The following is a 23341-nucleotide window of genomic DNA, read 5'->3' as shown; positions in this document are numbered from 1 at the left end:
GCACTTTGGCATGTGACGACAACGACCCGCCGGCGCATGCGCCGGCCCGTGCGGCTGCCTCAGCGGCCGCACCAGGGAGAACCAACAAGGCTGGCCATGACGGCTCCATCGCGTCATGCCGCCGGCACCAGAGACAAAAATGGTCAGACGTACCAAGGAAGAGGCGCTTGAAACGCGCCACCGGATTCTCGACGCGGCCGAAGCCGTGTTCCACGCCCGCGGCGTGGCACGCCCGTCGCTGGCCGACATCGCCGAGGCGGCGGGTGTCACGCGCGGCGCGATCTACTGGCACTTCAAGAACAAGAGCGATGTGTTCGCCGCCATGTGCGACCGCGTCAACCTGCCCGTGGAAGCGCTGTGCGACCCCGAGCGGCTCGCGCGCCAGGAAGACCCGCTGGGGGGAATCCGCGACATCTGCGCCTATGTGATGCGCCAGACCGTGGTCAACCCGCGCTGGCGCCGGGTGTTCGAGATCATCTTCCACAAGTGTGAAATGGTGCAGGACAACGGCGCCATCTTCGAGCGCCAGCGCCAGTCGCACCAGGACGGCCTGATCAAGATGCGCGAACACCTGCGCCTGGCCCTGGAGCGCGGCCAGCTGCCCGCCGACCTGGACCTGGACCTGGCCGTCAACGCCTTCCATGCCGCCATCGGCGGGGTGCTGGCGCACTGGCTGTTCTCGCCCCAGGACTTCGACCTCGACGCCAACGCCGAGCGCATGTCCGACGCCTTTATCGATACCCTGAAGTTCTCACCGGCGCTGCGCCATGGCTACGTGCCGCGCCCGATGGCGGCGCTGGACCGGGAACTGTCCACGCTGTGCCAGCAGGCCTGCCCGAACGCCCAACCGGGCGGGCTCGAAACCGGCGACCTGGTGCCCTGAGCGCCGCGCTTAGCCGCGCATGGCCTCGCGCCAGCGCGCCAGGAAGGCGCGCTTGCGCATCGCGTCCTGCGCGGCCAGCAGGCCCGGGCCGACGCTGATCGGCTTGAGCGCGTAGCCCAGCCGCTCCGACAATGCCGCCGCGGTGTGCACGCTGTCGGTATCGGTGCGGATGGTATAGAGCTGCGAGGTGGACTTGGCCAGCAGCGCCTGGCCCTCGCGCGAGAGCAGGTAGTCCAGCCACAGCCGCGCCGCATTGGGCCGCGGCGCGCGCCGGGCAATAAAGGCCACCCGCGACATCACCAGCGTGTAGTCGCGCGGGGCGATCACGTCGATGGCCGCGCCGCGCTCCATCAGCGACAGCGCGTACGAACCCAGCAGGTTGTAGCCCATCACCAGCTCGCCGCTAGCGATGCGCTCGATCATCTCGGCCGTGGACGCCGACAGTTGCACCCCGGCGCGCCCCAGCGCCTGCGCCAGGTACCAGAACTCACTGCCCATGCGCGCGTCCTGCTGCGCAAGCAGGTAGCCCACGCCCGAGCGCTCCACGTCATAGGTCACCACCTTGCCATGCCAGCGCGGCGCGTGTTCCTGCAGCAGCCGCGCCAGCCCGCTGCGGCTGCGCGGCGGGCGCATGCCGGCCAGGTGGTGGCGGTTGTAGACGATCACCGCGGGCTCGAAAGTGGTGCCCCAGGCCTCGTCGCGCCATACCGCCCAGCCGGGCAGGCCGGCGCGCTCGGGCGAGGCGTAGCGCTGCGCATGGCCGTCGTTGACCAGCTTGATCTGCAGGTCCATCGCCGTGCTCCACAGCACGTCGGCAAAGGCCGCATCGGGCGCGGGCCGCTTGCCGCCCAGCGCCGCGGTCTCGGCCAGGAAGCGCTGGTTCAGATCGATCGTGTTGAGATCCTGGTAGTGCACGCGGATGCCCGGGTAGCGCGCCTCGAACGCGGCGATCAGCGGCTGCGCCACTTTCAGGTCGGTCGATGCATAGACCGTGACCATGCCTTCGCGCATGGCGCCGGCGATGGTGGCGTCATACCCGGACGGATACCCCGGCGGCGGCGCCGGCGGCCTAGACTGGGCATGAAGGGGCCATGCGGCCGGCAAGGTGGCGCCAGCCAGCAGCGACGCGCCCAGCAGGCGGCGGCGCTGCGCCGAGGCAGGCGGCTCGCAGGCGCACGGCAGGGACGGCGGGGGTGGACGCGTGGGCACGGTGGTCGGAAACGGAAGAACTGCCTGTGGAAGGGAGCGGGCGCGCGGACAACACGCGCCGGGACCAGCGGGGCGGGGGTATTATAGGCGCCCGCGGCGGGCGCGCTCCATCGGTGCAGCCCCCTGTTATCCGGACGTTTTCCGCCGCCGCAACCGAAATATGGACCAAACCGGCAGAGGAGGAGACCGGCATGCGCATCCTGCTGGTGGAGGATGAAATCGAACTGGCACGCTGGGTCGCCCGCGCGCTGGAGCAGGGCGGCTTTGTGATCGAGCACGTCGCCGACGGGCTGCAGGCCGAGGCCCGCCTGCAGGCGGAGGAATACGACGCGGTGCTGCTCGACCTGCGCCTGCCCGGCAAGGACGGGCTGGCCGTGCTCAAGTCCATGCGCGGGCGCGACGACCGCACCCCCGTGCTGATCCTGACTGCGCAGGACACGCTGGACGAACGCGTGCGCGGCCTGAACCTTGGCGCCGACGACTACCTGCCCAAGCCTTTTGCCATTGCCGAGCTGGAAGCGCGGCTGCTGGCGCTGATCCGGCGCAGCCGCGGGCGCGCGCATCCGCGCCTGCAGTGCGGCACGCTGGTATTCGACGGCGAGACCCGCAGCTTCACGCTGGACGGCGCTCCGCTGGCGCTGACCCCGCGCGAATCGACCCTGCTGGGCGCGCTGCTGGCACGCAGCGGCCAGCCGCTGACCAAGGCGCAGCTGCTCGACAAGGTGTTCTCGCTCGACGCCGATGTCTCTCCCGACGCGATCGAGGTGCTGGTCTACCGGCTGCGCAAGAAGCTGGCCGGGCACGGCGTCACCATCGTCACGCTGCGCGGCTTCGGCTACTTGCTGGAGCCTGAGGCCGGGCGCTAATCATGCACTTGCGGATGTGGCCGCGCCATCCGGTGCTGCTGTGGCGCCGCGGCAGCCTGCGCCGGCAACTGCTGTTGCTGCTGGTGCCGGCGCTGGCGGCGATGATGGCGATCGACACCTGGCTGACCTACGGCACCCTGCGCGACGCGGCCAACACGGCTTATGACCGCTCGCTCTATGGCTCGATCCGCGCCATCGACAATGCCATCGGCATGGCCGGCGACAGCGTCCAGCTCACCCTGCCCGACGCCGCCATGGAAATGTTCGAGACCGCGGCGCAGACCCATGTGTTCTACCGCGTGTCGACCGAGCGCGCCGGCCAGGTCGAGACCGTCACCGGCTACGACGACCTGCCGCTGCCGGCCGGCAACCTCGTCAACAACCAGCCGCGCTTCTACGACGCCGAATACCGGGGCGAGGCCGTGCGCATCGCCGCCATGGCGCGGCCGGTGTACCGGCCGGATGCGCGCATGCGCGTGATCATCCAGGTGGCCGAGACCGCCGAGCCGCGCACCACGCTGATCGGTACGGTCTGGCGCAGCGCGCTGGCGCGCGACCTGCTGCTGATCCTGCTGAGCGCCGGCATCCTGGTGGGCGGCGTCACCTACGTGCTGCGCCCGCTGGCGCGCGTGCGCGACGATGTGGAAGCGCGTTCGCCGGACGACCTGACACCGCTTACGTTCGAGCGCGTGCCCGCCGAGGTGCGCCCGCTGGTCGACGCGGTCAACCTGCATGTGTCGCGCTCGGCGGCAATGGCGCAGTCGCAGGCCCAGTTCATCGCCGATGCCGCGCACCAGCTGCGCACGCCGCTGGCCATCCTGAAGACCCAGGCCGAATACGCCCAGCGCCAGCTGCGCGCGCCCGACCCCGAGGCCGCGCGCCAGGCCGCCGGCGAAGCCGTGGGCGGCATCGTCACCCAGCTGGAGCAGGCCGCGCGCCTGACCAACCAGCTGCTGGCGCTGGCGCGGGTACGCCAGCACCACGGCGAAGCCGCCCAGGAAGCCGATGGCATCGACATCATCGACGCTGTCACCGTGGCCGAACAGGTGGCGCTGGACTACCTGCCGCTGGCGCGCGGCAAGCAGCAGGACTTCGGCTGGGAGCCGGTGGCGGGGCTGAAGCTGCCGGTGCGCGCCGACCCCGCGCTGCTGCGCGAGGCGCTGGCCAACCTGGTCCACAACGCGATCCAGTACTCGCCGCGCGGCAGCCGCATCACGCTGTCGGCCACGCGCGCCGACCAGACCGCCTGCCTGGTGGTGGAAGACGATGGCCCGGGCATTCCGGCCGAAGAGCGCGAAAAAGTCTTCGCGCGCTTCTACCGGCGCGTGGGCAATGCGGAGCCGGGCTCCGGGCTGGGGCTGGCCATCTCGCGCGAGATGGCGGCGCGGTTTGGCGGCACGGTGGAGCTTGGCGATGGGCTGCAGGGCACCGGCGTGCGCGCGGTGCTGAAGCTGCCCATCGGTGAATAACGCCTAACCAAACAACTCTTCTGCCACCGTCGGATGCAGCTGCACCGTGGTCTCCAGGTGCGATTCGCGCACGCCCAGCCGCAACGCCACGGCCAGCGTCTGCACGATCTCGGGCGCGGCGTCGTCCATCAGGTGCGCACCCAGCACGCGCCCGCTGCGCGCATTCAGCACCAGCTTGAACATCGACTGGTGGGCCGTGCCGCCAAAGCGGTTTTCCAGCGAGACAAAGCGCTTGACCACGGTGCGGATGCGTTCGGGCTTGCCGGCGGCTGCGATCGCCTGGGCCTCGGTCAGGCCCACGGCGCCGATGGCGGGCTCGCAGAACACCGCGGTGGGCACGAAGTCGAAATCGGCGCGTTCGCCGCGCCGGCCGTACAGGCGGTCGGCCAGCCAGCGGCCCTGTGCGGTGGCCACCGGTGTCAGGTGCAGGCCGTCAATGGCGTCGCCGAGCGCGTAGATGCCGCGCACGTTGCTGCGGAACTGGCGGTCCACGCGGATGCCGCCCTTGTCGCCAAAGTCCACGCCAACCGCCTCCAGCCCGAAGCCCTGCACGTTGGAAATGCGCCCGATCGCCGCCAGCGCGGCCTGCGCACGCACGGCCTCGGTCTGGCCGGGGCGGTCGGTGGGGCGGTAGCAGACTTCCACCGCGCCGTTGGCCTGGCTCAGCAGGTGCACCCTGGCGTTCAGGTGCAGGCGCACGCCGCGCGCGGTCAGTGCATCGGCCAGCGACCGGGAGATGTCGTGGTCGAAGTGGGGCAGCAGCCGGTCGCCGGCAACGATCAGGTCTACCTTGACGCCGTAGCGCGACAGGATCGAGGCCTGCTCCACGCCGATGTAGCCGCCGCCGATGACCGCGATCGAACCCGGCACGGTCTGCCAGGTGAAGACGTCGTCGGAACTGGCGGCCAGTTCGCCGCCGGGGACTTCGAGCGCGCGCGGGCGCGCGCCGGTGGCAATCAGGATGCGGCGCGCGTGGATGGTCTCGTCGCCGACGCGCACTTCGCCCTTGCCGGTGACCAGCGCATCGCCGCGCAGGATTTCCACGCCGGATTCGTGCAGGCGCTGGGTGTAGCCCGCGTTCAGCCGCGCGACTTCGGCGTTGACGCGGACGATGGCGTCGCGCCAGTCCTCATGCCCGCCCGTGTGCGACAGGCAGCCCGACAGGATCGCCGACCAGCCGGCGCCGTAGGACAGCATCTTCTTGGGCACGCAGCCGCGGTTGACGCAGGTGCCGCCGATGGCATCGCGCTCGACCAGGATCACGCGTGCGCCGTGCGCGGCGGCGCGCCGCGCGCAGGCCACGCCGCCCGAGCCGCCGCCGATCACCACCAGGTCTGCCTTGCGCACCTTGTCGTTGCGCCGCGTGCGGCCGTTGCGCACGCGCGGCACCTGCTCCACCGGCGGCGCCGCGCTGACCTCGCGGGCGCGCCGCGGTTCCTTGGCCCCGGCGGGGGTTGTCTGGCGCTTAGTCATCCATGCCTCCTGTCGCGGCACGCGGGCCGCATCGACAACAATCAGGCCAGCGCCAGCAAACGAAACACTAGGCAGCGGGCCGCAGTTCGGTATTCAGGATCGACGGCCACTCGCGCAGGAAAGTTTCCCCGTCGCGGCGGCCCAGCTCATAGGCGTGCGTCATGGCATCGGGCCGGGTGTAGTCCCAGCTCGAGATCGGCACGCGCTGCGAGGGCTGCAGGTACAGGCGGCGCTGGCCGCCTTGCTCAAGCACGAAACGGCGCGGGCGCGGATACAGCCGTGTCACCAGCACCAGCACATTGCCCGGGGTGGCATCGAGCGCGTCCACGGGCACATTGTCGACCAGCCCGCCGTCCAGCACCGGGCGGCCGCTGCGGCGCAGCACCGGCGTGAACGGCGGCGTGGAGGCCGACTGCAGCAGCAGGTCGGCCAGTTGCTCGGGCGAGGCGCAGTCCTGCGCGCGCACGAACTCCGGGCGGAAGCCCAGCTTGCGCCCCAGCCGCGGGTGCAGCGTCTTGAGCACATGCTTGTCGATGTTGTACGCCAGCAGCCCCGCTGCCACCGCCAGGCGCGGGCCGCTCCAGCGCGGGATATGGGCCACGCCGATGCGGATTTCCGGCGCCTGCTGCAGGTGCGAGAGGCGCCCGTCGGCGAAGATCGTCAGCAGCGCGGTGCGGTAGATGCCGTAATGCGGGAACACGCGCTCATTACGCAGCAGGTTGCCCCAGTAGACATTGCGGCGGTTGTTGGACAGCACCTCGCGGTAGTAGTCCATGGTCTGGTGCGAGTCGTGCGCATAGACCATGCACGCCGTCGCCGCGCCGGCCGAGATCGCGGCGATCACGCGCGGGCGCAGCTGCAGTTCCGGCGCGACTGTGTCCCACCAGCCCGCCTGCCACCAGCAGCGGTTGCCGCCGCCTGCAAAGACGATCTGGTCGAAGGGATTGGCGTGGCCGGAGGTCATGGACGCTGGCGTTGCGAGCGGATCAGAGCAGGGTGTAGGTGGTGGTGGCCTGCACCGCCAGCTTGCCGTCGGGGCCGGTCAGCTCGATCTCGCCGAACACCACGGTCTTGCCCAGGCGCAGCACGTTGGCGCGCACCAGCACGTCGCCGTCGATCACCGGGCGCATGAAGTTGGTGGTGAGTGTGACCGTGGTCATCGGGCGGAAGGCGCCCAGCGCGCTGGCCACGGCGATGATCATGGCGGTATCGGCGGCGGACATCAGCACCTGGCCGCAGACCACGCCGCCCGCATGGCGGAACGACTCGCTGAACGGCAGGCGCAGCGTGACGCCCTGGGCATCGACGGCTTCGGCGCGCAGGCCGAGCTGGCGCACCCATGGCGCCAGCACGCGCTCCAGCGTGGCGTCGATATCGGTGAGGCTGAATTGCGGTGCGGCTTCGGACATGGCGCTCCTGGTTCTGGCTGGCCGCACCGTAGCCGTCCTGTGGCGGACCGCTACTCTGTCTCCTCCGGCGCGACGCGATGTTTGAGGCAATGATACAGGGGGCCGGTGGCCAGCACCACGAAGGCCATCCGGATCACGTGGAACGCGGTCACCAGCGGCACCCCCACCTCCAGCACCTTGGCGGTGATGCACATCTCGGCAATGCCGCCCGGCGTGGTGCCCAGGATCACCGTGGCCGGGTGCGCGCCCGACACCGCCGACAGCCCCCAGCCCACCAGCGCCGATACCACCAGCGCCAGCACGGTGTAGAGCGCCACGCCCGACAGGAAGCGCGGCGCGGTATGCAGGAACTCGCGCGAGAAGCGCACCCCCAGCGAGACCCCGATCAGCAGCTGGCCGGCACGGCTCATCCAGGTGGGGATCGCCGACAGTTCGATCCCGGATGCAGTCAACACCGCTGCGGCCAGCAGCGTGCCGATCACGAACGGGTTGGGCATGTTCAGCCGCTTCACCAGCAGCGCCACGCCCAGCGTGATGGCGATCAGCGCCAGCAGCCCCGGCGCGCTGACCACGCGCGGGCCGGGGATATAGGGGTCGAGCCCGTGGATGCCGCCGTACTGGAAGATCGCCGGCACGGTCACCACCACCATCAGCACCCGCAGCGAATGCGCGGCCGCCACCTGGTCGATGCGCGCGCCGTTGCGCTCGGCCAGGTTGGCCATCTCCGAGGCGCCGCCGATGGCGGTGGAGAAGAACGCGGTCTTGAAGGCCACGCCGGTGGTCCGCCGCAGCAGGATGGCGCCGCCCGCGCCCAGCACCAGCGCGAACAGCGAGCCGGCAATGATGTAGGGCAGGTACTCCACCAGCCGCGCCACCACGTCCGGCGTGAAGTAGAGCCCGAGCGACGCGCCGATCACCCACTGGCCCGCATTGCGGGCCTGCGACGGCGCCCGCAGGTCGGCCCCGGCCATGCGCGCGGCGGCCACGGACAGCAACGGGCCGATCATCCACGGCAGCGGGGTATGCAGCGCGGTGCAGAGCAGGGCGGCGGCCAGCCCGAGTGCCAGCGTGGGCAGCGCGGATAGCCAGGGGTTGGAGAAGAGACGCATGTGACAGCGGCCTGGCGCGGGAGCGCCGGCGGCTTGTTGTTCTGGAAGACGGACGACGAAAGACAAGAGGCCCGCACACCATTGGCGTGCGGGCCTCGCAAAGCTTACCGCAAGATCGCGCGCATCATGCCGCGTTGTCGGCCTGCGCGTGCGCCGAGGTGCGGGTCGCGTGCCAGCGCAACAGGCGCGGGATCACCACCACCGCCACGGTCAGCGCCAGGATGGTGGCCGAGATTGGCTGGCGCAGGAACAGGGTCCAGTCGCCCTGGCCGATCGACAGCGCATTGCGCAGCTGCTTCTCGGCCATCGGCCCCAGGATCATGCCCACGATCACCGGCGCGGTGGGGAAGTCGAAGCGGCGCATCACCATGCCCAGCAGGCCGACCACGAACAGCAGCAGCAGGTCGAACCACGACTGGCGGATGCCGTAGGCGCCCAGCCCCGCGAAGATCAGGATGCCGCCGTACAGCAGCGGCGTGGGCACGCGCAGCATGCGCACCCACAGCCCGATCGCCGGCAGGTTCAGCACCAGCAGCATGACGTTGCCGATATACAGCGACGCCAGCAGGCCCCACACCAGGTCGCCCGAGGTCTGGAACAGCATCGGGCCCGGCTGCAGGTTGTAGTTCTGGAACGCGGCCAGCAGGATCGCGGTGGTGTTCGAGGTCGGGATGCCCAGCGTCAGCAGCGGCGCCAGCGTCGCGGTCACCGCGGCGTTGTTGGCGGCTTCGGGGCCGGCCACGCCTTCGATCGCGCCGACCTTGCCGAACTCTTCCTTGTGGTCCGACAGCTTTTTCTCGGTGGCATACGACAGGAAGGTCGGGATCTCGGCGCCGCCGGCGGGGATCAGACCAAACGGGAAGCCGATGAGGGTGCCGCGCAGCCACGCAGGGACCGAGCGCTTCCAGTCCGACTTGTTCATGTGGACCGAGCTGAGCTTGTTGAACGAGCCCGCCGGCTGCGGGAAGAACGCGTTGAACAGCGCCTCGCCCACGGCGAACAGGCCCACCGCCACCACCACGATGTCGATGCCGTCGTACAGCTCCTGCACGTTCATCGAATAGCGGGTCTGGCCCGACAGCGAATCCATGCCGATCAGGCCGATGCCCAGGCCCAGGAACAATGCGGTCATGCCGCGCAGCAGCGACGAGCCCAGCACGGCGGAGACCGTGGTGAAGGCCAGCAGCATGATCATGAAATACTCGCCCGGGCCGAACTGCAGCGCCACGTCCGCCGCCACCGGCGCGAACATCGACAGCAGCACGGTGGCGATGGTGCCCGCCACGAACGAGCCGATCGCCGCGGTGGCCAGCGCCGGGCCGGCGCGCCCGTTCTTGGCCATCAGGTTGCCTTCCATGGCTGTCACCATGGTGGAAGACTCGCCCGGGGTGTTCATCAGAATCGAGGTGGTCGAGCCGCCGTACATCGCGCCGTAGTAGATGCCGGCGAACATGATCAGCGCCGCGGTTGGTTCCACCTTGGCGGTCAGCGGCAGCAGCATCGCCACCGTCAGCGCGGGGCCGATGCCGGGCAGCACGCCGATGGCGGTGCCGAGGAAGCAGCCCACCAGGGCCCACATCAGGTTGATTGGCGTGATCGCGACGGCAAAGCCGTGCATCAGCAGGTTGAGGGTATCCATTCGAAGACTCCTTGCTGGTCGGGCGGGCGGGCTCAGAAGCCAGCGATGGGCAGCAGCGGCAGGTTGATGCCGAGCAGGAATTCAAACAGTGCCCACATCGGCACCGTGATGCACAGGCCGATCAGCGCATCGCGCACGATGCGGCGGCTGCCATAGCCACGCGCCACGCACACCATCAGGAGTGTGGAAGCGAACACGAAGCCAAGCGTGCCGATCAGTGCCATGTTCAGCACCAGGCCCGCGGCCACCCACAGGAAGCCGCCGAAGTTGTGCGGCGCGTCCGGCAGCTCGGCATCTTCTTCCGGCATGTTGCGGAAACCGCCGCGTACGCCCTGCCACGTCAGCAGCGCGCCGCACACCGCCAGGCCGACGGCTACCAGCGTGGGCATGAAGCGCGGCGACAGGCCGGCATAACCCTCTTCGCCGGAAATGCCGGACAGCCCGAGGAAGAAGAACAGCGAGAGCGCCAGCACGGCAATGCCGATGGCGAGGTGCGAGGGTTTCATGGAGACTCCTTGGCCTTTGTCGCCAGCAGGGGCGCTGGCGTCCGCGACGCTGGCAGGTGCTGCCCGCGCGGCGGCAGGGCCCGGCGACGTATGGTTATTTGTCTGGTATCGCAGGTGGACACCGGGCCCTGCGCCGTTTTCCTGCCGCCGGGTTCACCGGCGGGGTTGGCAGGCACGACAGGTAAAGCGGGTTGAAGCGGTGCTGCGGGCGGTTCTTACTTGGCCACGCCCAGTTCACGCAGCGAGCCGCCCAGGCGGGCCGATTCGCTGTCGACGAACTTGCCGAACTCGTCTCCGGTCAGCAGGAACGGGGTCCAGTCGTTCTTCTGCAGCGTGTCCTTCCAGGACTTGCTCTCGGTGGCCTTGACCACGGCGTCGATCATGGCCTTGCGCTGCTCGGCGCTGATGCCGGGCGCGCCGTACACGCCGCGCCAGTTGTAGATCTCGACGTTCACGCCTTGCTCCTTGAGCGTCGGGATATCGGCGGTGCGGTCCTTGGAGGTCACCGCCAGCGCGCGCATCTTGCCGCTCTTGATGAAGGGCAGGAATTCCGACACGCCGGCAATGCCCACCGTCACGTGGCCGCCCATGATCGAGGCCGAGGCTTCGCCGCCGCCCTGGAAGGGTACGTAGTTGATCTTCTTGGGATCGACGCCCGATTCCTTGGCAATCAGGCCGGCCAGGATGTGGTCGATCGAACCCTTGGAGCCGCCGCCCCAGCTGACGCTGCCCGGGTTGGCCTTGAGCTGCGTGGTCAGGTCCTTGACCGACTTGATCGGCGAGCTGGCCGGCACGGTGATGACCATGGTGTCGGCGAACAGGCGCGCGATCGGGGTGGCGTTCTTCAGCGTGACCGGCGGCTTGTTGGTCTCGATCGCGCCCACCATCACGGCGCCCACCACCATCAGCGCATTGGGGTTGCCCTTGTCGGTATTGACGAACTGGGTCAGCGCGATGGTGCCACCGGCGCCGCCCTTGTTGTCATACGAGGCGGTCTTGGCCGTGCCCGCGGCAATCATCGCGGCGCCCAGCGAGCGGCCGGTCTGGTCAAAGCCGCCGCCCGGGTTGGCGCCGATCATGACCTTGACGCTGTCCAGCGCAAAGGCCGGCGCGGCGGCGAAGGTGGCGGCAACGGCGGCCGATGCCATCACGGCATGGGCCAGGCGGGAATAGGTACGGCGCATAGCGGTCTCCTGGTTGTACCGGGGATGCGCCGTGCCAGCCTGCTGGCAGCCGCGATCCGACCCGGGCGTTCCGGCTGCCACTGCGTTGCGAGGACGGGAAGGTAGCCCGGGGGGACTGTGCGAAAGGCGCAGTGCCGGTGCTTGTCTCCTGTCCGGCGCGGCGGGGCGTGGCCGGGACTGTTCTTGGATTTTTGGTGAACGTCAGACCGGAATTACCGGTCATGGGGCGGATTCTAGGCGGCGGAAACTGTCAAAAGGCTGTCAATTGGGGGGAGAATGGGTCGGGGTTTACGTGGATGGCGCATTGCAGCGCGGGCGCAGGCCCGTCAACCCGCCGGCTTCGCCTGCAGGCATGGGTCCTTGCGCGCCACCGCCGGCACCACCACGGCCATGTCGAACTCGCCGTCGGCCGGCGGGTTTTCCACATACCCCACGCTGACCACCTGCGCCACGCCCGCCCCCAGCCAGCGCGGCACGCCGATGTCGCGCCGCACGTGGCCGTTGCCTGCGATCAGCACCGCGCCGCGCAGCGCGTAGGGGCGCAGCGTCTGCGCCATCACCGCATCGCGCGCGGCCTGCGCCGCCAGCATCCCGGGCAGCATGGCCTTTGGGAAATTGCCGCAGTGGCCCAGGTCGAGCACCGCCGTCTGCGCCGCCACGAGGTCGTCGGGCAGCGCACCGGACAGGCCCAGTTGCTGGCGCTCGCCGGCCGGGAACAGGCTGTCCAGTCCGCCGCGCACGATTTTGCCGGCGTCGGCGCGCGACAGGTTGGCCGCCACCAGCGGCAGGTCGTACTGCAACGCCAGCGCCACCACCGGCCGGTACAGCGGCCATTGCCAGGCACCGCCGCCGGCCTGAGCGATCAGGTAGTCGGCATCGCGCGGGCGCTCGCGGCGGGCGCGCTCGATATCCCCCTGGCGCTCGCGGTCAAACTGTTCCATGGCGATGGCCGGGCGCCAGCCTTGCTCGACGGCACGCGTCAGCGCGGCCAGGCGTTGCTGCTGCGCGGCGGCGTTATCGTGGACCTCGCCCAACAGCACGTAAGACTTGCCGGCAAAGGCGGCGCTGACCGCCTCGGGCGCGGGGCGGGTGGCCGCGCAGCCGGTGGCGAGCACAGCGACAGCGGCGGCCAGCATGCCGGCACGCATGTTTGCGACAGGAAAACGGAGTGACATCACGCGGTTCCTTTCCTTACCTCGTTGTCGTGGCGGGGTTGGCGGCCTGCGCTCCCGCTTGTTGCCCGGGTTGGTGATGATGGTCACGTCGTCGACCCTGGCCGGCGCCTCGAAAGCAAAGAGGCCGCAGCAAAGCTGCGGCCACCTCTTGCCTGCCGGTGCCTCAGTGCTGGTGCACCGTCTCGCCCGGCGCCTTCTCCGGCAGCTTGTTCCCCTCCGAATCGATCTGCAGCGGCCCCGTCCCGGAGAACCGGTCCAGCGCGAGGTAGATCACCGGCGTGATGAACAGCGTAATCACCTGCGAGAACAGCAGGCCGCCGACCACGGCCAGGCCCAGCGGCTGGCGCAGCTCGGCACCGGCGCCTAAGCCGAGCGCCAGCGGCAACGCGCCCATCACCGCGGCAAAGGTCGTCATCATGATCGGCCGGAAGCGCAGCAGGCACGCCTGCCGGATCGCCTTGGCCGGCGGCATGCCCTGTTCACGCTGCGCGGCCAGCGCGAAGTCGATCATCATGATGGCGTTCTTCTTGACGATGCCGATCAGCATCAGCACGCCGATCACCGCGATCAGCGACAGCTCCACGTTGAAGATAAACAAGGTCAGCAACGCGCCCACCGCCGCCGAGGGCAAACCCGCCAGAATGGTCAGCGGGTGGATATAGCTTTCATACAGCACGCCCAGCAGCGTGTAGATCACCGCGATGGCCGCCACCAGCAGCACGATCTGCGTGGTCTGCGACGACTGGAACACTGCCGCGTCGCCGCCCCAGCTGGTGAAGATCGAGCTGGGCATGGCGATCTCCTGCCGGTAGCGGTCGATGCGCGCCGAAGCATCGCCCAGCGCCGCGCCCGGCGCCAGGTTGAACGACACCGTCACCGAAGGCAGCTGTCCCTGGTGGTTGACGGCGATCGGCCCGACCCGGCGCTCGGTGGTGGCGAAGGCGGAGATCGGCACCATCTGGCCGGTCTTGCTGCGCACATAGAGCTTGGAGAACGCGCTCTCGTCGGTGCGGTCGACATCGGCCGCCTGCAGGATCACGTAGTAGTTGTCGATCGGCGTGTAGATGGTCGACACCTGCCGCTCGCCGAAAGCGGAATAAAGCGCGGTGCGCACGTCCTGCATCTGCACGCCGAGCGCATTGGCCTTGTCGCGGTCGATCGACAGGTGCGCCTCCAGCCCGGACTGCTGCGAATCGCTGGTGACGTCGCGGAAGATCGGATCGGCGCGCATCTTCGCCATCAGCTTGTCGGAGGAGTCCTGCAGCTGGCCGGCCTTCACGCTCTGCAATGTGTACTGGTAGCGGCTCTTGCTCTGGCGCCCGCCCAGCTGCAGGTTCTGCACCGGCGCAAAGTACACCGCCAGCCCCGGCACCCCTGCAACATCGCGCCGCAGCGACTCGATCACCCTGGGCATGGCCTCACGTTCGCCACGCGGCTTCAGTTCGACAAACATGCGCCCGGTGTTGATGGCCGGCGACGGGCCGCCGCCGATGGCGACCACGATGCTCTTGACCGCGGGGTTGGCGCGCATGCGCTCGGCGGCGTCGCGCAGGCGCTCGGCCATGGCGTCGAAGGAGATGTCCTGCGGGCCTTCGGCGTTGACGCGGATCTGGCCGATGTCTTCCTCAGGGAAGAAGCCCTTGGGAATGGTGACGAAGAGCACGGCGGTCAGCACGAACGTCAGCCCTGCGACCGCCAGCACGGTGCGGCGATGCGTCAGGCACCAGTCCAGCCCGCGCGCATAGCGGTGCAGCGTGAACTCGAACAGGTTCTCGAACCACTGCGTGGAGCGCATGCCGAAGGTCTGCTTCTGCGCGATGGCGGGCTGCGCTGGCACGTGGTCGCCGTAGGCATGGTGCGATTCATCCACCGGCACGTTCTCGGCCGACAGGAAACGTGCGCACAGCATCGGGATCAGCGTCAGCGACACCAGCGCCGACACCAGGATCGCCAGCGACACCACCGCCGCGAACTCATGGAACAACAGCCCGATCACGCCCGGCATGAAGAAGATCGGGATAAACACCGCCACCAGCGAGATCGAGATCGACAGGATGGTGAAGCCCATCTCGCGCGAACCCACCAGCGCGGCCTTGAGCGGCGCCACGCCGTCCTCGATATGGCGCACGATGTTCTCGAGCATGACGATGGCGTCGTCCACCACCAGGCCCACCGCCAGCGTGATGGCCAGCAGCGAGACGTTGTCCAGGCTGTAGCCAAACGCCTTCATCAGCGCCACCGTGCCGATCAGCGAGATCGGCAGTGACACCGTGGGGATCAGCGTGGCGGCGGCGCGGCGCAGGAACAGGAAGATCACCATCACCACCAGCGCCACCGTCAGCGCCAGCGTGAACTGCACGTCGTGGATCGATTCGCGGATCGAGTTCGAGCGGTCGTTGACCACCGCGACATTGACCGAACCCGGCATCTGCGCGATCAGGCGGGGCAGGGCGGCCTTGATGGCATCGACCACCGCCACGGTGTTGGCGTCGGGCTGGCGCAGCACCGCCAGCACGATCGAGCGCTCGTTGTTGAGCCAGCTGCCAGTCTTGATGGTCTCGACGCTGTCCTCAATCTCGGCCACGTCGGACAGCCGCACCAGCGCGCCGTTGGGCTGGCTGGCGACGATGATGTTGCGGAAGGCGTCGGCGCTGGTCAGCTGCCGGTTGGCCTGGATGGTCAGGGTCTGGCGCGCGCTGTCGAGCGTGCCCACCGGCGTGTTGGCGTTGGCGCGGTTCAGCGCCGTGGCCAGCTCGTCCAGCGTCAGCCCGCGCGCGGCGAGCGCATCCGGGTGCGCGCGCACGCGCACCGCAAAGCGCTTCTGCCCGAAGATCTGCACCTGCGCCACCCCCGGCAGCGTGGCCAGCGTGGGCGAGATCAGGTTGTCGCCGAAGGCGTTCAGGTCCGCCAGGCTCATCGCCGGCGAGTTGATCGCCAGCAGCAGCACCGGCGCATCGGCCGGGTTGACCTTGCGGTACGACGGCGGCACCGTCATCTCGATCGGCAGCGAACGCTGGGCGCGGAACAGCGCCGCCTGCACGTCGACGGCCGCGTCGTCGATATTGCGGTCGTTGTTGAATTCAATGGTGACGCTGGAGTTGCCGAGCGTGTTCGACGAGCTGATCACCGACACGCCCGGGATCGTCGCAAACTGCTTTTCCAGCTGCGTGGCGACCGATGCCGCCATGGTCTCGGGGCTGGCCCCGGGCAGGGTCGCGGTGACCTGGATCACCGGCGAATTGAAGCTGGGCAGCGCGGCGATGGGGATGGTCGGGTACAGCACGATGCCGGTGACCACCACGGCCAGGCACAGCAGCACCGTCATCACCGGACGGCGGATGCAGAGTTCAGACAGCGTCATGGCTCAGTGCCCCGCGGTGGCGCTGGCCGGGCGGGCGGCGGCGGCCGAGGCACCGGCGGCCGGGGCTTCGCGCACCAGCGCGCCGGGGCGCAGGTTCTGCGTGCCCTCCACCACCACGCGGGCGCCGGGCTGCACGCCCTCGACCACAGCGGCGGCGGCCGTGGTGGTCACCACCTGCACCGGCACGCGCGCGACCTTGCTGTCGGGCTGGACCACATAGACAAAGCGGCCTTCCGGGCCGGTCACCACCGCCTGCGGCGGCACCGACAGCGCGCCCTTGAGGGTCTGCACCACGGCGTTGACGTTGGCATAGGTGCCCGGCCACAGCCGCTGCTCATCATTGTCGAACTGCGCCTTGACGCGGATGGTGCCGTACTGCGGATCGACGGTGTTATCCACAAAGGTGATCCTGCCGGTCACCGGCGTCTTGCTGCCGTCGTTGGGCAGCGCGGTGACCTGCACCGGGCCCGCGTGCAGCGCCTCGCGCAGCGCGCCCAGTTGCCGCTCGGGCAGGCTGAAAGTGACGGCGATAGGCTGCACCTGGGCAATGATGACCATCGGCTGGGTGCTGTTGGGCAGCACCAGCGAACCCGGGAAGGCGTTGATCACGCCGGTGCGGCCGCTGATGGTGGCGCGGATGGCGCCGTAGCTGACCGCCACGCGGCTGGCGTCGATGGCGGCCTGGTCGGCGCGCACGGTGGCGGCAAAGCCATCCACCTTGGCCTGGGCCGTGTCGACCGCGCTCTTGGAGATGAAGTTGCGCTGCAGCAGCTCCTGGCTGCGCGCGAGCGTGCGGCGGGCATCGGCCAGGTCAGCCTGGTCGCGCAGCAGCTGGGCCTGCGCCTTGGCCAGGTTGGCCTCGTCCATGCGGGTATCGAGCGAGAACAGCAGGTCGCCCGGCTTGACCGTCTGGCCTTCCTTGATATGGACGGTGCGCACGGTGCTGGACACCTGCGGGCGCACCTCGACGGTGGACAGCGCGGTGACATTGCCGTTGGCCGTGACCTGCAGCGGCACGTCGCCCTGCTGCACGCGCGCAGTGGACACCACCACGACTGCCGGCGCCTTGGGCGCCGGCTTGGGCGCGAACCAGATACGCCACGCAAACCAGCCCAGCCCGGCAATGACCAGCAGCACGGCCACCACCGCCCACGGCGACACGCGGCCGCGCCCGGTTCCGGTGGCCGCCCTCCAGTTGCTGTCGACGAAGCCCTTGGGCTGGTCGATCCTGTCAGATTTCATATTGTGTGGACCCTCTGCACCGCGTCTTCGCGCCACTCCCCGTGATCGCCCGGCTGGTTGTGTCCAGATGTTGCCGGTGCGTGTCGCGCAAAGACTCTACTGATACCGCGCTTCGCCCGCCGGAGCCAGCGCCGCGTATTACAGTCCGTTACAGGGTTGCAAGGGTCTGGTAATGCCCGGCGCCGGCAAACGCCGTCCGGGCCACAGGGGAAGCCGGAGATGTGTGTAGCGGGGCGCTTGTATGGTTAGACAAACATTATCAGAAAAGCTGCCGCCGGCCATCGCGGCGCCACTGATTGACGCTGTCCACCGACAGTTCGCGTGGCCCGGCCTGCACAACCACAACATCGCCGGCGCGCACTTCTCCCTTCAGCACCACGCTCAGGTAGACCCCGGAGTAGCCGCTCTGGATCATGTCGCGCACCGCGTGGCGGTAGCCCAGCGCGGCGTTGAACTTGTAGCAGGGCTTGCGCGGCGACTCCACCCGCAGCAGGGCCGTGCCCACGCGCACCAGGTCGCCGATCCAGAGTTGGGATTCAAGCAGCCCCTCCAGGGTCAGGTTCTCGCCCATGGCGCCAAACGGCAACGGTGGGCCTGACTCGGGCTGCCCGCAGGCGCGGCGGCGCGCATTCCACCACGGGTAGTGCTCGAAAGGATAGGCGTAGACCGCCTTATCCAGCCCGCCGTGCACGGTCAGGTCGCCCTGTTCGTCGCCGGCCAGGCCCAGCGGCTGCACCTGTACCCGCAACGGGTGCAGCAGGGTGCTGACAGGGTGCTTGCGAATGCCCGACAGCACCACCGCCTCGGTGCCCGCCCCGGCCACCACCAACGGGATGGCCTTGGCCATGCTGACCGCCAGCACACGCGCAAGGCCCGGCCGAGGTCTGGATTCGCTCACGTGCGCCCCCGCTTCGTGGTTGTTCATCCGGTTGTGGAAAGGGCTGTGGATAAGCTGCGGATATGCCTGAGGATAACGGGGCGGATAACACTGTGGACAAGTGCTTGGTGCGGTCCCTCACAAGGAACCCGGCGGCGGGGAGCCGCCTCGGGGTTCAGCCCGGCATCACGCCTGCTGCGCCGCCTGCGGCCGCTGCCACTGGCAGCCCAGCGCCCGGGCGCGCTGCGATACCGCCAGCGCCACCAGCATGAGCGCCGCCGCACCCCAGTGCAGCGTATCGGCGCCGGCCAGCGTATAGATGGCAGCCCCGGCCATGGCGCCGGCCGCCTGGCCCAGGTAGATCGACGAAGAATTCAGCGAGATCGACACCGATGCCCGCTCAGGCGCCAGCAGCACCAGCCGCGCCTGCTGCGCGCTGTTGGTGGCAAATCCGCCCACGCCCCACAGCATGAACAGCAGCACCAGCGCCACGCTGCCCAGCCCGGCCAGCGGCCACAGCACCATGGCCGTGATCGAGGTCAGCAGCGTGACCTGCACGATCCGGCTGGGCGTGACCCGGTCCATGCGCGACGCCGCCATGGCATTGCCGAACACGCCGCAGGCGCCGTAGGCCAGGAACATCAGGCTAAGCGCGCCGCCGCTGATGCCGTACACATCGCGCATCAGCGGGGCGATATAGGTAAACACGGTGAACATGCCCGCCGATGAGATCATGGTGGTCAGCACCACCAGCATGATCGGCTTGTGGCGCAGCACCGCACCCCAGGCCTCGCGCCCGGCCGGCGGCACGATCAGCCCGCGCGGCAGCGCGCGCCAGACCGCCGCCGAGACCAGCAGCGCCAGGGCACCGACCAGCGCCATGCTGACGCGCCAGCCCAGTGTGCTGGAAATCCACGTGCCCAGCGGCACGCCCACCACGCTAGCGATGCTCCAGCCAAGAAACACGAAGCTGATGGCGCGCCCGCGCGTCTGCGCGTTGACCAGCAGCGGCAGCGTGGCGGCGGTCTGGGGCGTATAGATGGCCGCGCCGATCGCGGTCAGGAAGCGGATCGCCATCAACGCCGCAAAGCTGGGCGCGAACGCGGCGGCCAGGTGCATCACCCCATAGACCAGCAGCGACCCGGCCAGCAGCAGCCGGCGGTCGATGCGCGAGCCCAGCGTGGCGAACAGCGGTGCGCCAATGCAGGTGGCCAGCGCAAACACCGAGATCAGCTGCCCGGCGCTGGCCGCGCCCAGCCCGAAATCGGCGGCAATGTCGTTCAACATGCCGGTAACGATCATCGCACCGGTGCCAATGACGAAATTGCCGACGCAGAGCGTCACTAGCCTGGGGTCCATGCCGGCCTTGGGAATAGGGATTGGCGCAGGAGGGCGCCTTGTTGTTGTCTGGGCTGCCGCGGGCCGTGGCAGGCCGGGCGGTAAGGGAAGTCCCGAGTGTAGCGGTTTCGTGGAATTCGCGTTTTCCAGAGAAAATGCCCGGCCAGATGTGAAACACCCCTGTCCCGCATGGCGGAACAGGGGTGGTGTCGGGGCGGGCTGTCCGGAGGGAATCCGGCCGCTGGTGACTCAGCGCGTCAGCACCGGCGCCAGCGCCTTCGGGTTGACGATGCAGTCATGGTTGCCGGCCAGCACGTCCAGGATGTTCTGGAACGCGGTGCGGAAGTACAGCTCGTAGCTGTCGCGCTCCACATAGCCCAGGTGCGGCGTGCAGATGCAGTTTTCCATGCGCAGCAGCGCGTGGCCCTGCAGGATCGGCTCGGACTCGAACACGTCGATCGCCGCCATGCCCGGGCGGCCGCGGTTCAGCGCGGTGACCAGCGCGTTCTCTTCCAGCAGTTCGGCGCGGCTGGTGTTGACGAACAGTGCCGTGGGCTTCATGCGCGTCAGGTCAGTCTGCTTGACGATGCCGCGGGTGTCGTCGTTCAGGCGCAGCTGCAGCGACAGCACATCGCTGTCGGCAAACAACTGCTCCTTGGATTCGGCCACGCCCAGCCCGTCGGCACGGGCGCCTTCCAGCGACGCCTCGCGGCCCCAGACCAGCACCTTCATGCCAAAGGCCCGGCCATAGCCGGCCAGCAGCCGGCCGATCTTGCCATAGCCCCAGATCCCCAGGGTCTGGCCGCGCAGCACCTGGCCCAGGCCGAAATTGGGCGGCATCGTCGTCGATTTCAGCCCCGACTGCTGCCAGGCGCCGTGCTTCAGGCTGGCGACATACTGGGGGATGCGGCGCTGGGCGGCCATGATCAGCGCCCAGGTCAGCTCGGCCGGCGCCACCGGTGAACCCACGCCTTCGAGCACGGCCACGCCGCGGTCGGTGCAGGCGTCCAGGTCGATATGGTTGCCGGGGCCGGCGCCGACCCGGCCGGTCTGGCTGATGATCTTGAGTTTGGGCAGTTTTTCCAGCAGTTGCCGGGTGATGCGAGTGCGTTCGCGGATCAGCACCACGGCTTCGACGTCTGACAGGCGTGCGGCCAGCTGGCCCACGCCCTTGACGGTGTTGTTGAACACCTTGACGTCGTGCCCCTCCAGCAAGCTGAAGCAAGGCAGCTTGCGCACGGCATCCTGGTAATCGTCGAGTACGGCAATCTTCATCGGCAACTCTGGTTGTCTAACGGTCTTGTGCCGGTTGGTGCGCGCGGCCACCAAGCTGCGCGCCGGCCAACAGTATTGTTGAGAAATATCGAAAAACCCCACGCCGGCCGGTGGCAGCGATTGTTGCACAGCAAAAAACAGGGGGGTGCGCCAGTGGTATCCTTGCCCGTTCCGGTGCCGCCGCGGATTGTCGGTCGAGCCTTGCTCCCGTCACGCGATCGCACCCGGACAAAGTCCGGCCAGCACGCGCAGCCACCCCTGCGCGCGCGAAGCGCAACTGTAGCGCAGCCGCAGGGACCGCCGCGACCTTTTGCATAAACGAGGCCGCCGCGGAGTTGTAACGGGATGTGTCGATCCGAGTGTGACATCACTCCGGGGGTGTGACGGCCCCATCTGCCCGCTGGCCAGGCTTTGCAAGGATTCCTTCCCTTCCTTCCCTTTACGAATCTGGAGTCTGCAGTATGAACCACCCCACGATGCAAGGTACGGCGCCCGTCAATGCGCCGGCCTGGGTCAAGCACCCCAAGCTGGTGGCCTGGGTCGCTGAAATCGCCGCCCTGACCAAGCCCGACCATATCTATTGGTGCGACGGCTCGCAGGAAGAATATGACCGCCTGTGCGAGCAGATGGTCGCCGCCGGCACCATGAAGCGGCTGAACCCGGCCAAGCGCAAGAATTCCTTCCTGGCACTGTCGGACCCCTCGGACGTGGCGCGGGTGGAAGATCGCACCTTTATCTGCTCCGAAAAGCAGGAAGACGCCGGCCCCACCAACAACTGGACCGAACCCGCCGAGATGCGCCAGACGCTGAACGGCCTGTTCGAGGGCTGCATGCGCGGCCGCACGCTGTACGTGGTTCCGTTCTCGATGGGCCCGCTGGGCTCGCCGATCGCCCATATTGGCGTGGAACTGTCCGATTCGCCGTACGTGGCGGTCAATATGCGCATCATGACGCGCATGGGCCGCGCGGTGTACGACGTCCTGGGCACCAACGGCGAGTTCGTGCCGTGCGTGCACACTGTCGGCAAGCCGCTGGCCGCCGGCGAGCAGGACGTGGCCTGGCCGTGCAACCCGACCAAATACATCGTCCATTTCCCGGAAACGCGCGAGATCTGGTCGTTCGGCTCGGGCTACGGCGGCAACGCGCTGCTGGGCAAGAAGTGCTTCGCGCTGCGCATTGCATCGACCATGGGCCGCGATGAAGGCTGGCTTGCCGAGCACATGCTGATCCTGGGCGTGACCTCGCCCGAGGGCAAGAAGTACCACGTGGCAGCGGCCTTCCCGTCGGCCTGCGGCAAGACCAACTTCGCCATGCTGATCCCGCCCAAGGGCTTCGAGGGCTGGAAGGTCACCACCATCGGCGACGACATCGCCTGGATCAAGCCGGGCCAGGACGGCCGCCTGTACGCGATCAATCCGGAAGCCGGCTACTTCGGCGTGGCCCCGGGCACCAGCGAGAAGACCAACTTCAACGCGATGGCGACGCTCAAGGAAAACGTCATCTTCACCAACGTGGCACTGACCGACGACGGCGACGTATGGTGGGAAGGCATGACCAAGGAAGCGCCCGCGCACCTGGTCGACTGGCAGGGCAAGGACTGGACCCCGGAAATCGCCAAGGCCACCGGCGCCAAGGCAGCGCACCCGAACGCCCGCTTCACCGCGCCGGCGTCGCAGTGCCCGTCGATCGACGAGAACTGGGACAACCCGGCCGGCGTACCCATTGATGCGTTCATCTTCGGCGGCCGCCGCTCGACCACCGTGCCGCTGGTGACCGAGGCCCGCAACTGGACCGAAGGCGTCTACATGGCCGCCACCATGGGTTCGGAAACCACCGCCGCGGCCGCCGGCCAGCAGGGCGTGGTGCGCCGCGACCCGTTCGCCATGCTGCCGTTCTGCGGCTACAACATGAGCGATTACTTCGGCCACTGGCTGCAACTCGGCCAGAAGCTGGAAGCCGCGGGCGCGAAGCTGCCGAAGATCTACTGCGTCAACTGGTTCCGCAAGGACGCCGACGGCAACTTCGTGTGGCCGGGCTTTGGCGACAATATGCGCGTGTTGTCGTGGATGATCGACCGCGTCGAAGGCAAGGGGCAGGGCGCCGAGCACGTGTTCGGCACCACCCCGCGCTACGAGGACCTGAACTGGAATGGCGTGGACTTCACGCCGGCGCAGTTCACGCAGGTGACTTCGATCGATCGCGATGCGTGGCAGCAGGAGCTGGCGCTGCATGACGAGCTGTTCACCAAGCTGCGGCATCGGCTGCCGCAGGCGCTGGCCGAAGTGCGCGCGGCGCTGGGCAAGCGGCTGGACGGCTGATCGCCACG

Annotated in this window: 18 protein-coding genes; 4 read left to right on the top strand and 14 right to left on the bottom strand. The window is 68.7% G+C overall.

Annotated features, from left to right (window positions below):
- The first annotated feature begins 139 nt into the window (after positions 1–139).
- Positions 140–883: a TetR family transcriptional regulator gene (locus tag AC3WL8_RS09780; protein WP_153955225.1), complete on the top strand. Its 744-nt coding sequence runs from the start codon at positions 140–142 to the stop codon at positions 881–883.
- 9 nt (positions 884–892) lie between these two features.
- Here AC3WL8_RS09780 and AC3WL8_RS09775 read toward each other — a convergent pair whose 3' ends face one another.
- On the bottom strand, positions 893–1987 hold the full coding sequence (locus AC3WL8_RS09775; protein ID WP_194946867.1) for an ABC transporter substrate-binding protein: 1095 nt from the start codon (positions 1985–1987) through the stop codon (positions 893–895).
- A 296-nt stretch (positions 1988–2283) separates the two neighbouring features.
- Between AC3WL8_RS09775 and AC3WL8_RS09770 the strand changes: the two genes are divergently transcribed.
- Together AC3WL8_RS09770 and AC3WL8_RS09765 are read left to right on the top strand one after the other, a co-directional pair.
- Positions 2284–2958: a response regulator gene (locus AC3WL8_RS09770; protein ID WP_013958472.1), complete on the top strand. Its 675-nt coding sequence runs from the start codon at positions 2284–2286 to the stop codon at positions 2956–2958.
- A gap of 2 nt (positions 2959–2960) precedes the next feature.
- Positions 2961–4427, top strand: a complete 1467-nt coding sequence (locus tag AC3WL8_RS09765) for a sensor histidine kinase (RefSeq protein WP_013958471.1) — start codon at positions 2961–2963, stop codon at positions 4425–4427.
- A gap of 3 nt (positions 4428–4430) precedes the next feature.
- On the opposite strand, the gene AC3WL8_RS09760 is transcribed toward AC3WL8_RS09765, so the two are convergent.
- The 13 genes from AC3WL8_RS09760 to AC3WL8_RS09700 form a co-directional block, all read right to left on the bottom strand.
- Positions 4431–5900 carry a dihydrolipoyl dehydrogenase family protein gene (locus AC3WL8_RS09760; protein WP_013958470.1) on the bottom strand — a complete coding sequence of 490 codons (1470 nt, stop codon included), beginning with the start codon at positions 5898–5900 and terminating at the stop codon, positions 4431–4433.
- A 67-nt stretch (positions 5901–5967) separates the two neighbouring features.
- A complete protein-coding gene (locus AC3WL8_RS09755) occupies positions 5968–6864 on the bottom strand; it encodes a patatin-like phospholipase family protein (RefSeq protein ID WP_492378202.1) in 897 nt (298 codons plus the stop codon).
- Between the two features lie 22 nt (positions 6865–6886).
- Positions 6887–7309, bottom strand: a complete 423-nt coding sequence (locus AC3WL8_RS09750) for a PaaI family thioesterase (protein ID WP_492378201.1) — start codon at positions 7307–7309, stop codon at positions 6887–6889.
- A 50-nt stretch (positions 7310–7359) separates the two neighbouring features.
- Entirely contained in the window at positions 7360–8418 is a 1059-nt protein-coding gene (locus tag AC3WL8_RS09745) for an AbrB family transcriptional regulator (protein ID WP_492378200.1), read from the bottom strand.
- A 124-nt stretch (positions 8419–8542) separates the two neighbouring features.
- Positions 8543–10057, bottom strand: a complete 1515-nt coding sequence (locus AC3WL8_RS09740; RefSeq protein ID WP_492378199.1) for a tripartite tricarboxylate transporter permease — start codon at positions 10055–10057, stop codon at positions 8543–8545.
- 32 nt (positions 10058–10089) lie between these two features.
- The gene (locus AC3WL8_RS09735; protein WP_153955222.1) at positions 10090–10563 is read right to left on the bottom strand and encodes a tripartite tricarboxylate transporter TctB family protein; all 474 of its coding nucleotides are present in this window, start codon (positions 10561–10563) and stop codon (positions 10090–10092) included.
- Between the two features lie 215 nt (positions 10564–10778).
- On the bottom strand, positions 10779–11747 hold the full coding sequence (locus AC3WL8_RS09730) for a tripartite tricarboxylate transporter substrate binding protein (protein WP_013958464.1): 969 nt from the start codon (positions 11745–11747) through the stop codon (positions 10779–10781).
- A gap of 326 nt (positions 11748–12073) precedes the next feature.
- Positions 12074–12922 carry a ChaN family lipoprotein gene (locus AC3WL8_RS09725; protein ID WP_492378198.1) on the bottom strand — a complete coding sequence of 283 codons (849 nt, stop codon included), beginning with the start codon at positions 12920–12922 and terminating at the stop codon, positions 12074–12076.
- Positions 12923–13085: 163 nt separating this feature from the next.
- On the bottom strand, positions 13086–16283 hold the full coding sequence (locus AC3WL8_RS09720; protein ID WP_492378197.1) for an efflux RND transporter permease subunit: 3198 nt from the start codon (positions 16281–16283) through the stop codon (positions 13086–13088).
- Positions 16284–16286: 3 nt separating this feature from the next.
- Positions 16287–17525 (bottom strand): efflux RND transporter periplasmic adaptor subunit, encoded by a 1239-nt coding sequence (locus AC3WL8_RS09715; protein WP_492378196.1) that lies wholly within the window; start codon positions 17523–17525, stop codon positions 16287–16289.
- Between the two features lie 259 nt (positions 17526–17784).
- Positions 17785–18450: an MOSC domain-containing protein gene (locus tag AC3WL8_RS09710; protein WP_249221219.1), complete on the bottom strand. Its 666-nt coding sequence runs from the start codon at positions 18448–18450 to the stop codon at positions 17785–17787.
- 138 nt (positions 18451–18588) lie between these two features.
- Positions 18589–19761: an MFS transporter gene (locus AC3WL8_RS09705; RefSeq protein ID WP_041228251.1), complete on the bottom strand. Its 1173-nt coding sequence runs from the start codon at positions 19759–19761 to the stop codon at positions 18589–18591.
- A gap of 228 nt (positions 19762–19989) precedes the next feature.
- On the bottom strand, positions 19990–21015 hold the full coding sequence (locus AC3WL8_RS09700) for a D-2-hydroxyacid dehydrogenase family protein (protein ID WP_211980463.1): 1026 nt from the start codon (positions 21013–21015) through the stop codon (positions 19990–19992).
- 461 nt (positions 21016–21476) lie between these two features.
- On the opposite strand from AC3WL8_RS09700, the gene AC3WL8_RS09695 reads away from it, so the two are divergent.
- The gene (locus AC3WL8_RS09695; RefSeq protein ID WP_492378195.1) at positions 21477–23333 is read left to right on the top strand and encodes a phosphoenolpyruvate carboxykinase (GTP); all 1857 of its coding nucleotides are present in this window, start codon (positions 21477–21479) and stop codon (positions 23331–23333) included.
- The last annotated feature ends 8 nt before the right edge of the window (positions 23334–23341 follow it).

Source organism: Cupriavidus sp. FW305-F7 (assembly GCF_058782875.1).
This window is presented reverse-complemented; position numbering and strand designations above follow the sequence as displayed.

Excerpts from the sequence above, each read along its gene's own strand:
- AC3WL8_RS09710 (WP_249221219.1), bottom strand. The coding sequence starts at position 18,450 with ATGAACAACCACGAAGCGGGGGCGCACGTGAGCGAATCCAGACCTCGG.
- AC3WL8_RS09765 (WP_013958471.1), top strand. The coding sequence starts at position 2,961 with ATGCACTTGCGGATGTGGCCGCGCCATCCGGTGCTGCTGTGGCGCCGC.
- AC3WL8_RS09720 (WP_492378197.1), bottom strand. The coding sequence starts at position 16,283 with ATGACGCTGTCTGAACTCTGCATCCGCCGTCCGGTGATGACGGTGCTG.
- AC3WL8_RS09725 (WP_492378198.1), bottom strand. The coding sequence starts at position 12,922 with ATGTCACTCCGTTTTCCTGTCGCAAACATGCGTGCCGGCATGCTGGCC.
- AC3WL8_RS09755 (WP_492378202.1), bottom strand. The coding sequence starts at position 6,864 with ATGACCTCCGGCCACGCCAATCCCTTCGACCAGATCGTCTTTGCAGGC.
- AC3WL8_RS09745 (WP_492378200.1), bottom strand. The coding sequence starts at position 8,418 with ATGCGTCTCTTCTCCAACCCCTGGCTATCCGCGCTGCCCACGCTGGCA.
- AC3WL8_RS09770 (WP_013958472.1), top strand. The coding sequence starts at position 2,284 with ATGCGCATCCTGCTGGTGGAGGATGAAATCGAACTGGCACGCTGGGTC.
- AC3WL8_RS09715 (WP_492378196.1), bottom strand. The coding sequence starts at position 17,525 with ATGAAATCTGACAGGATCGACCAGCCCAAGGGCTTCGTCGACAGCAAC.
- AC3WL8_RS09750 (WP_492378201.1), bottom strand. The coding sequence starts at position 7,309 with ATGTCCGAAGCCGCACCGCAATTCAGCCTCACCGATATCGACGCCACG.
- AC3WL8_RS09780 (WP_153955225.1), top strand. The coding sequence starts at position 140 with ATGGTCAGACGTACCAAGGAAGAGGCGCTTGAAACGCGCCACCGGATT.
- AC3WL8_RS09695 (WP_492378195.1), top strand. The coding sequence starts at position 21,477 with ATGAACCACCCCACGATGCAAGGTACGGCGCCCGTCAATGCGCCGGCC.
- AC3WL8_RS09705 (WP_041228251.1), bottom strand. The coding sequence starts at position 19,761 with ATGGACCCCAGGCTAGTGACGCTCTGCGTCGGCAATTTCGTCATTGGC.
- AC3WL8_RS09730 (WP_013958464.1), bottom strand. The coding sequence starts at position 11,747 with ATGCGCCGTACCTATTCCCGCCTGGCCCATGCCGTGATGGCATCGGCC.
- AC3WL8_RS09740 (WP_492378199.1), bottom strand. The coding sequence starts at position 10,057 with ATGGATACCCTCAACCTGCTGATGCACGGCTTTGCCGTCGCGATCACG.
- AC3WL8_RS09700 (WP_211980463.1), bottom strand. The coding sequence starts at position 21,015 with ATGAAGATTGCCGTACTCGACGATTACCAGGATGCCGTGCGCAAGCTG.
- AC3WL8_RS09735 (WP_153955222.1), bottom strand. The coding sequence starts at position 10,563 with ATGAAACCCTCGCACCTCGCCATCGGCATTGCCGTGCTGGCGCTCTCG.
- AC3WL8_RS09760 (WP_013958470.1), bottom strand. The coding sequence starts at position 5,900 with ATGACTAAGCGCCAGACAACCCCCGCCGGGGCCAAGGAACCGCGGCGC.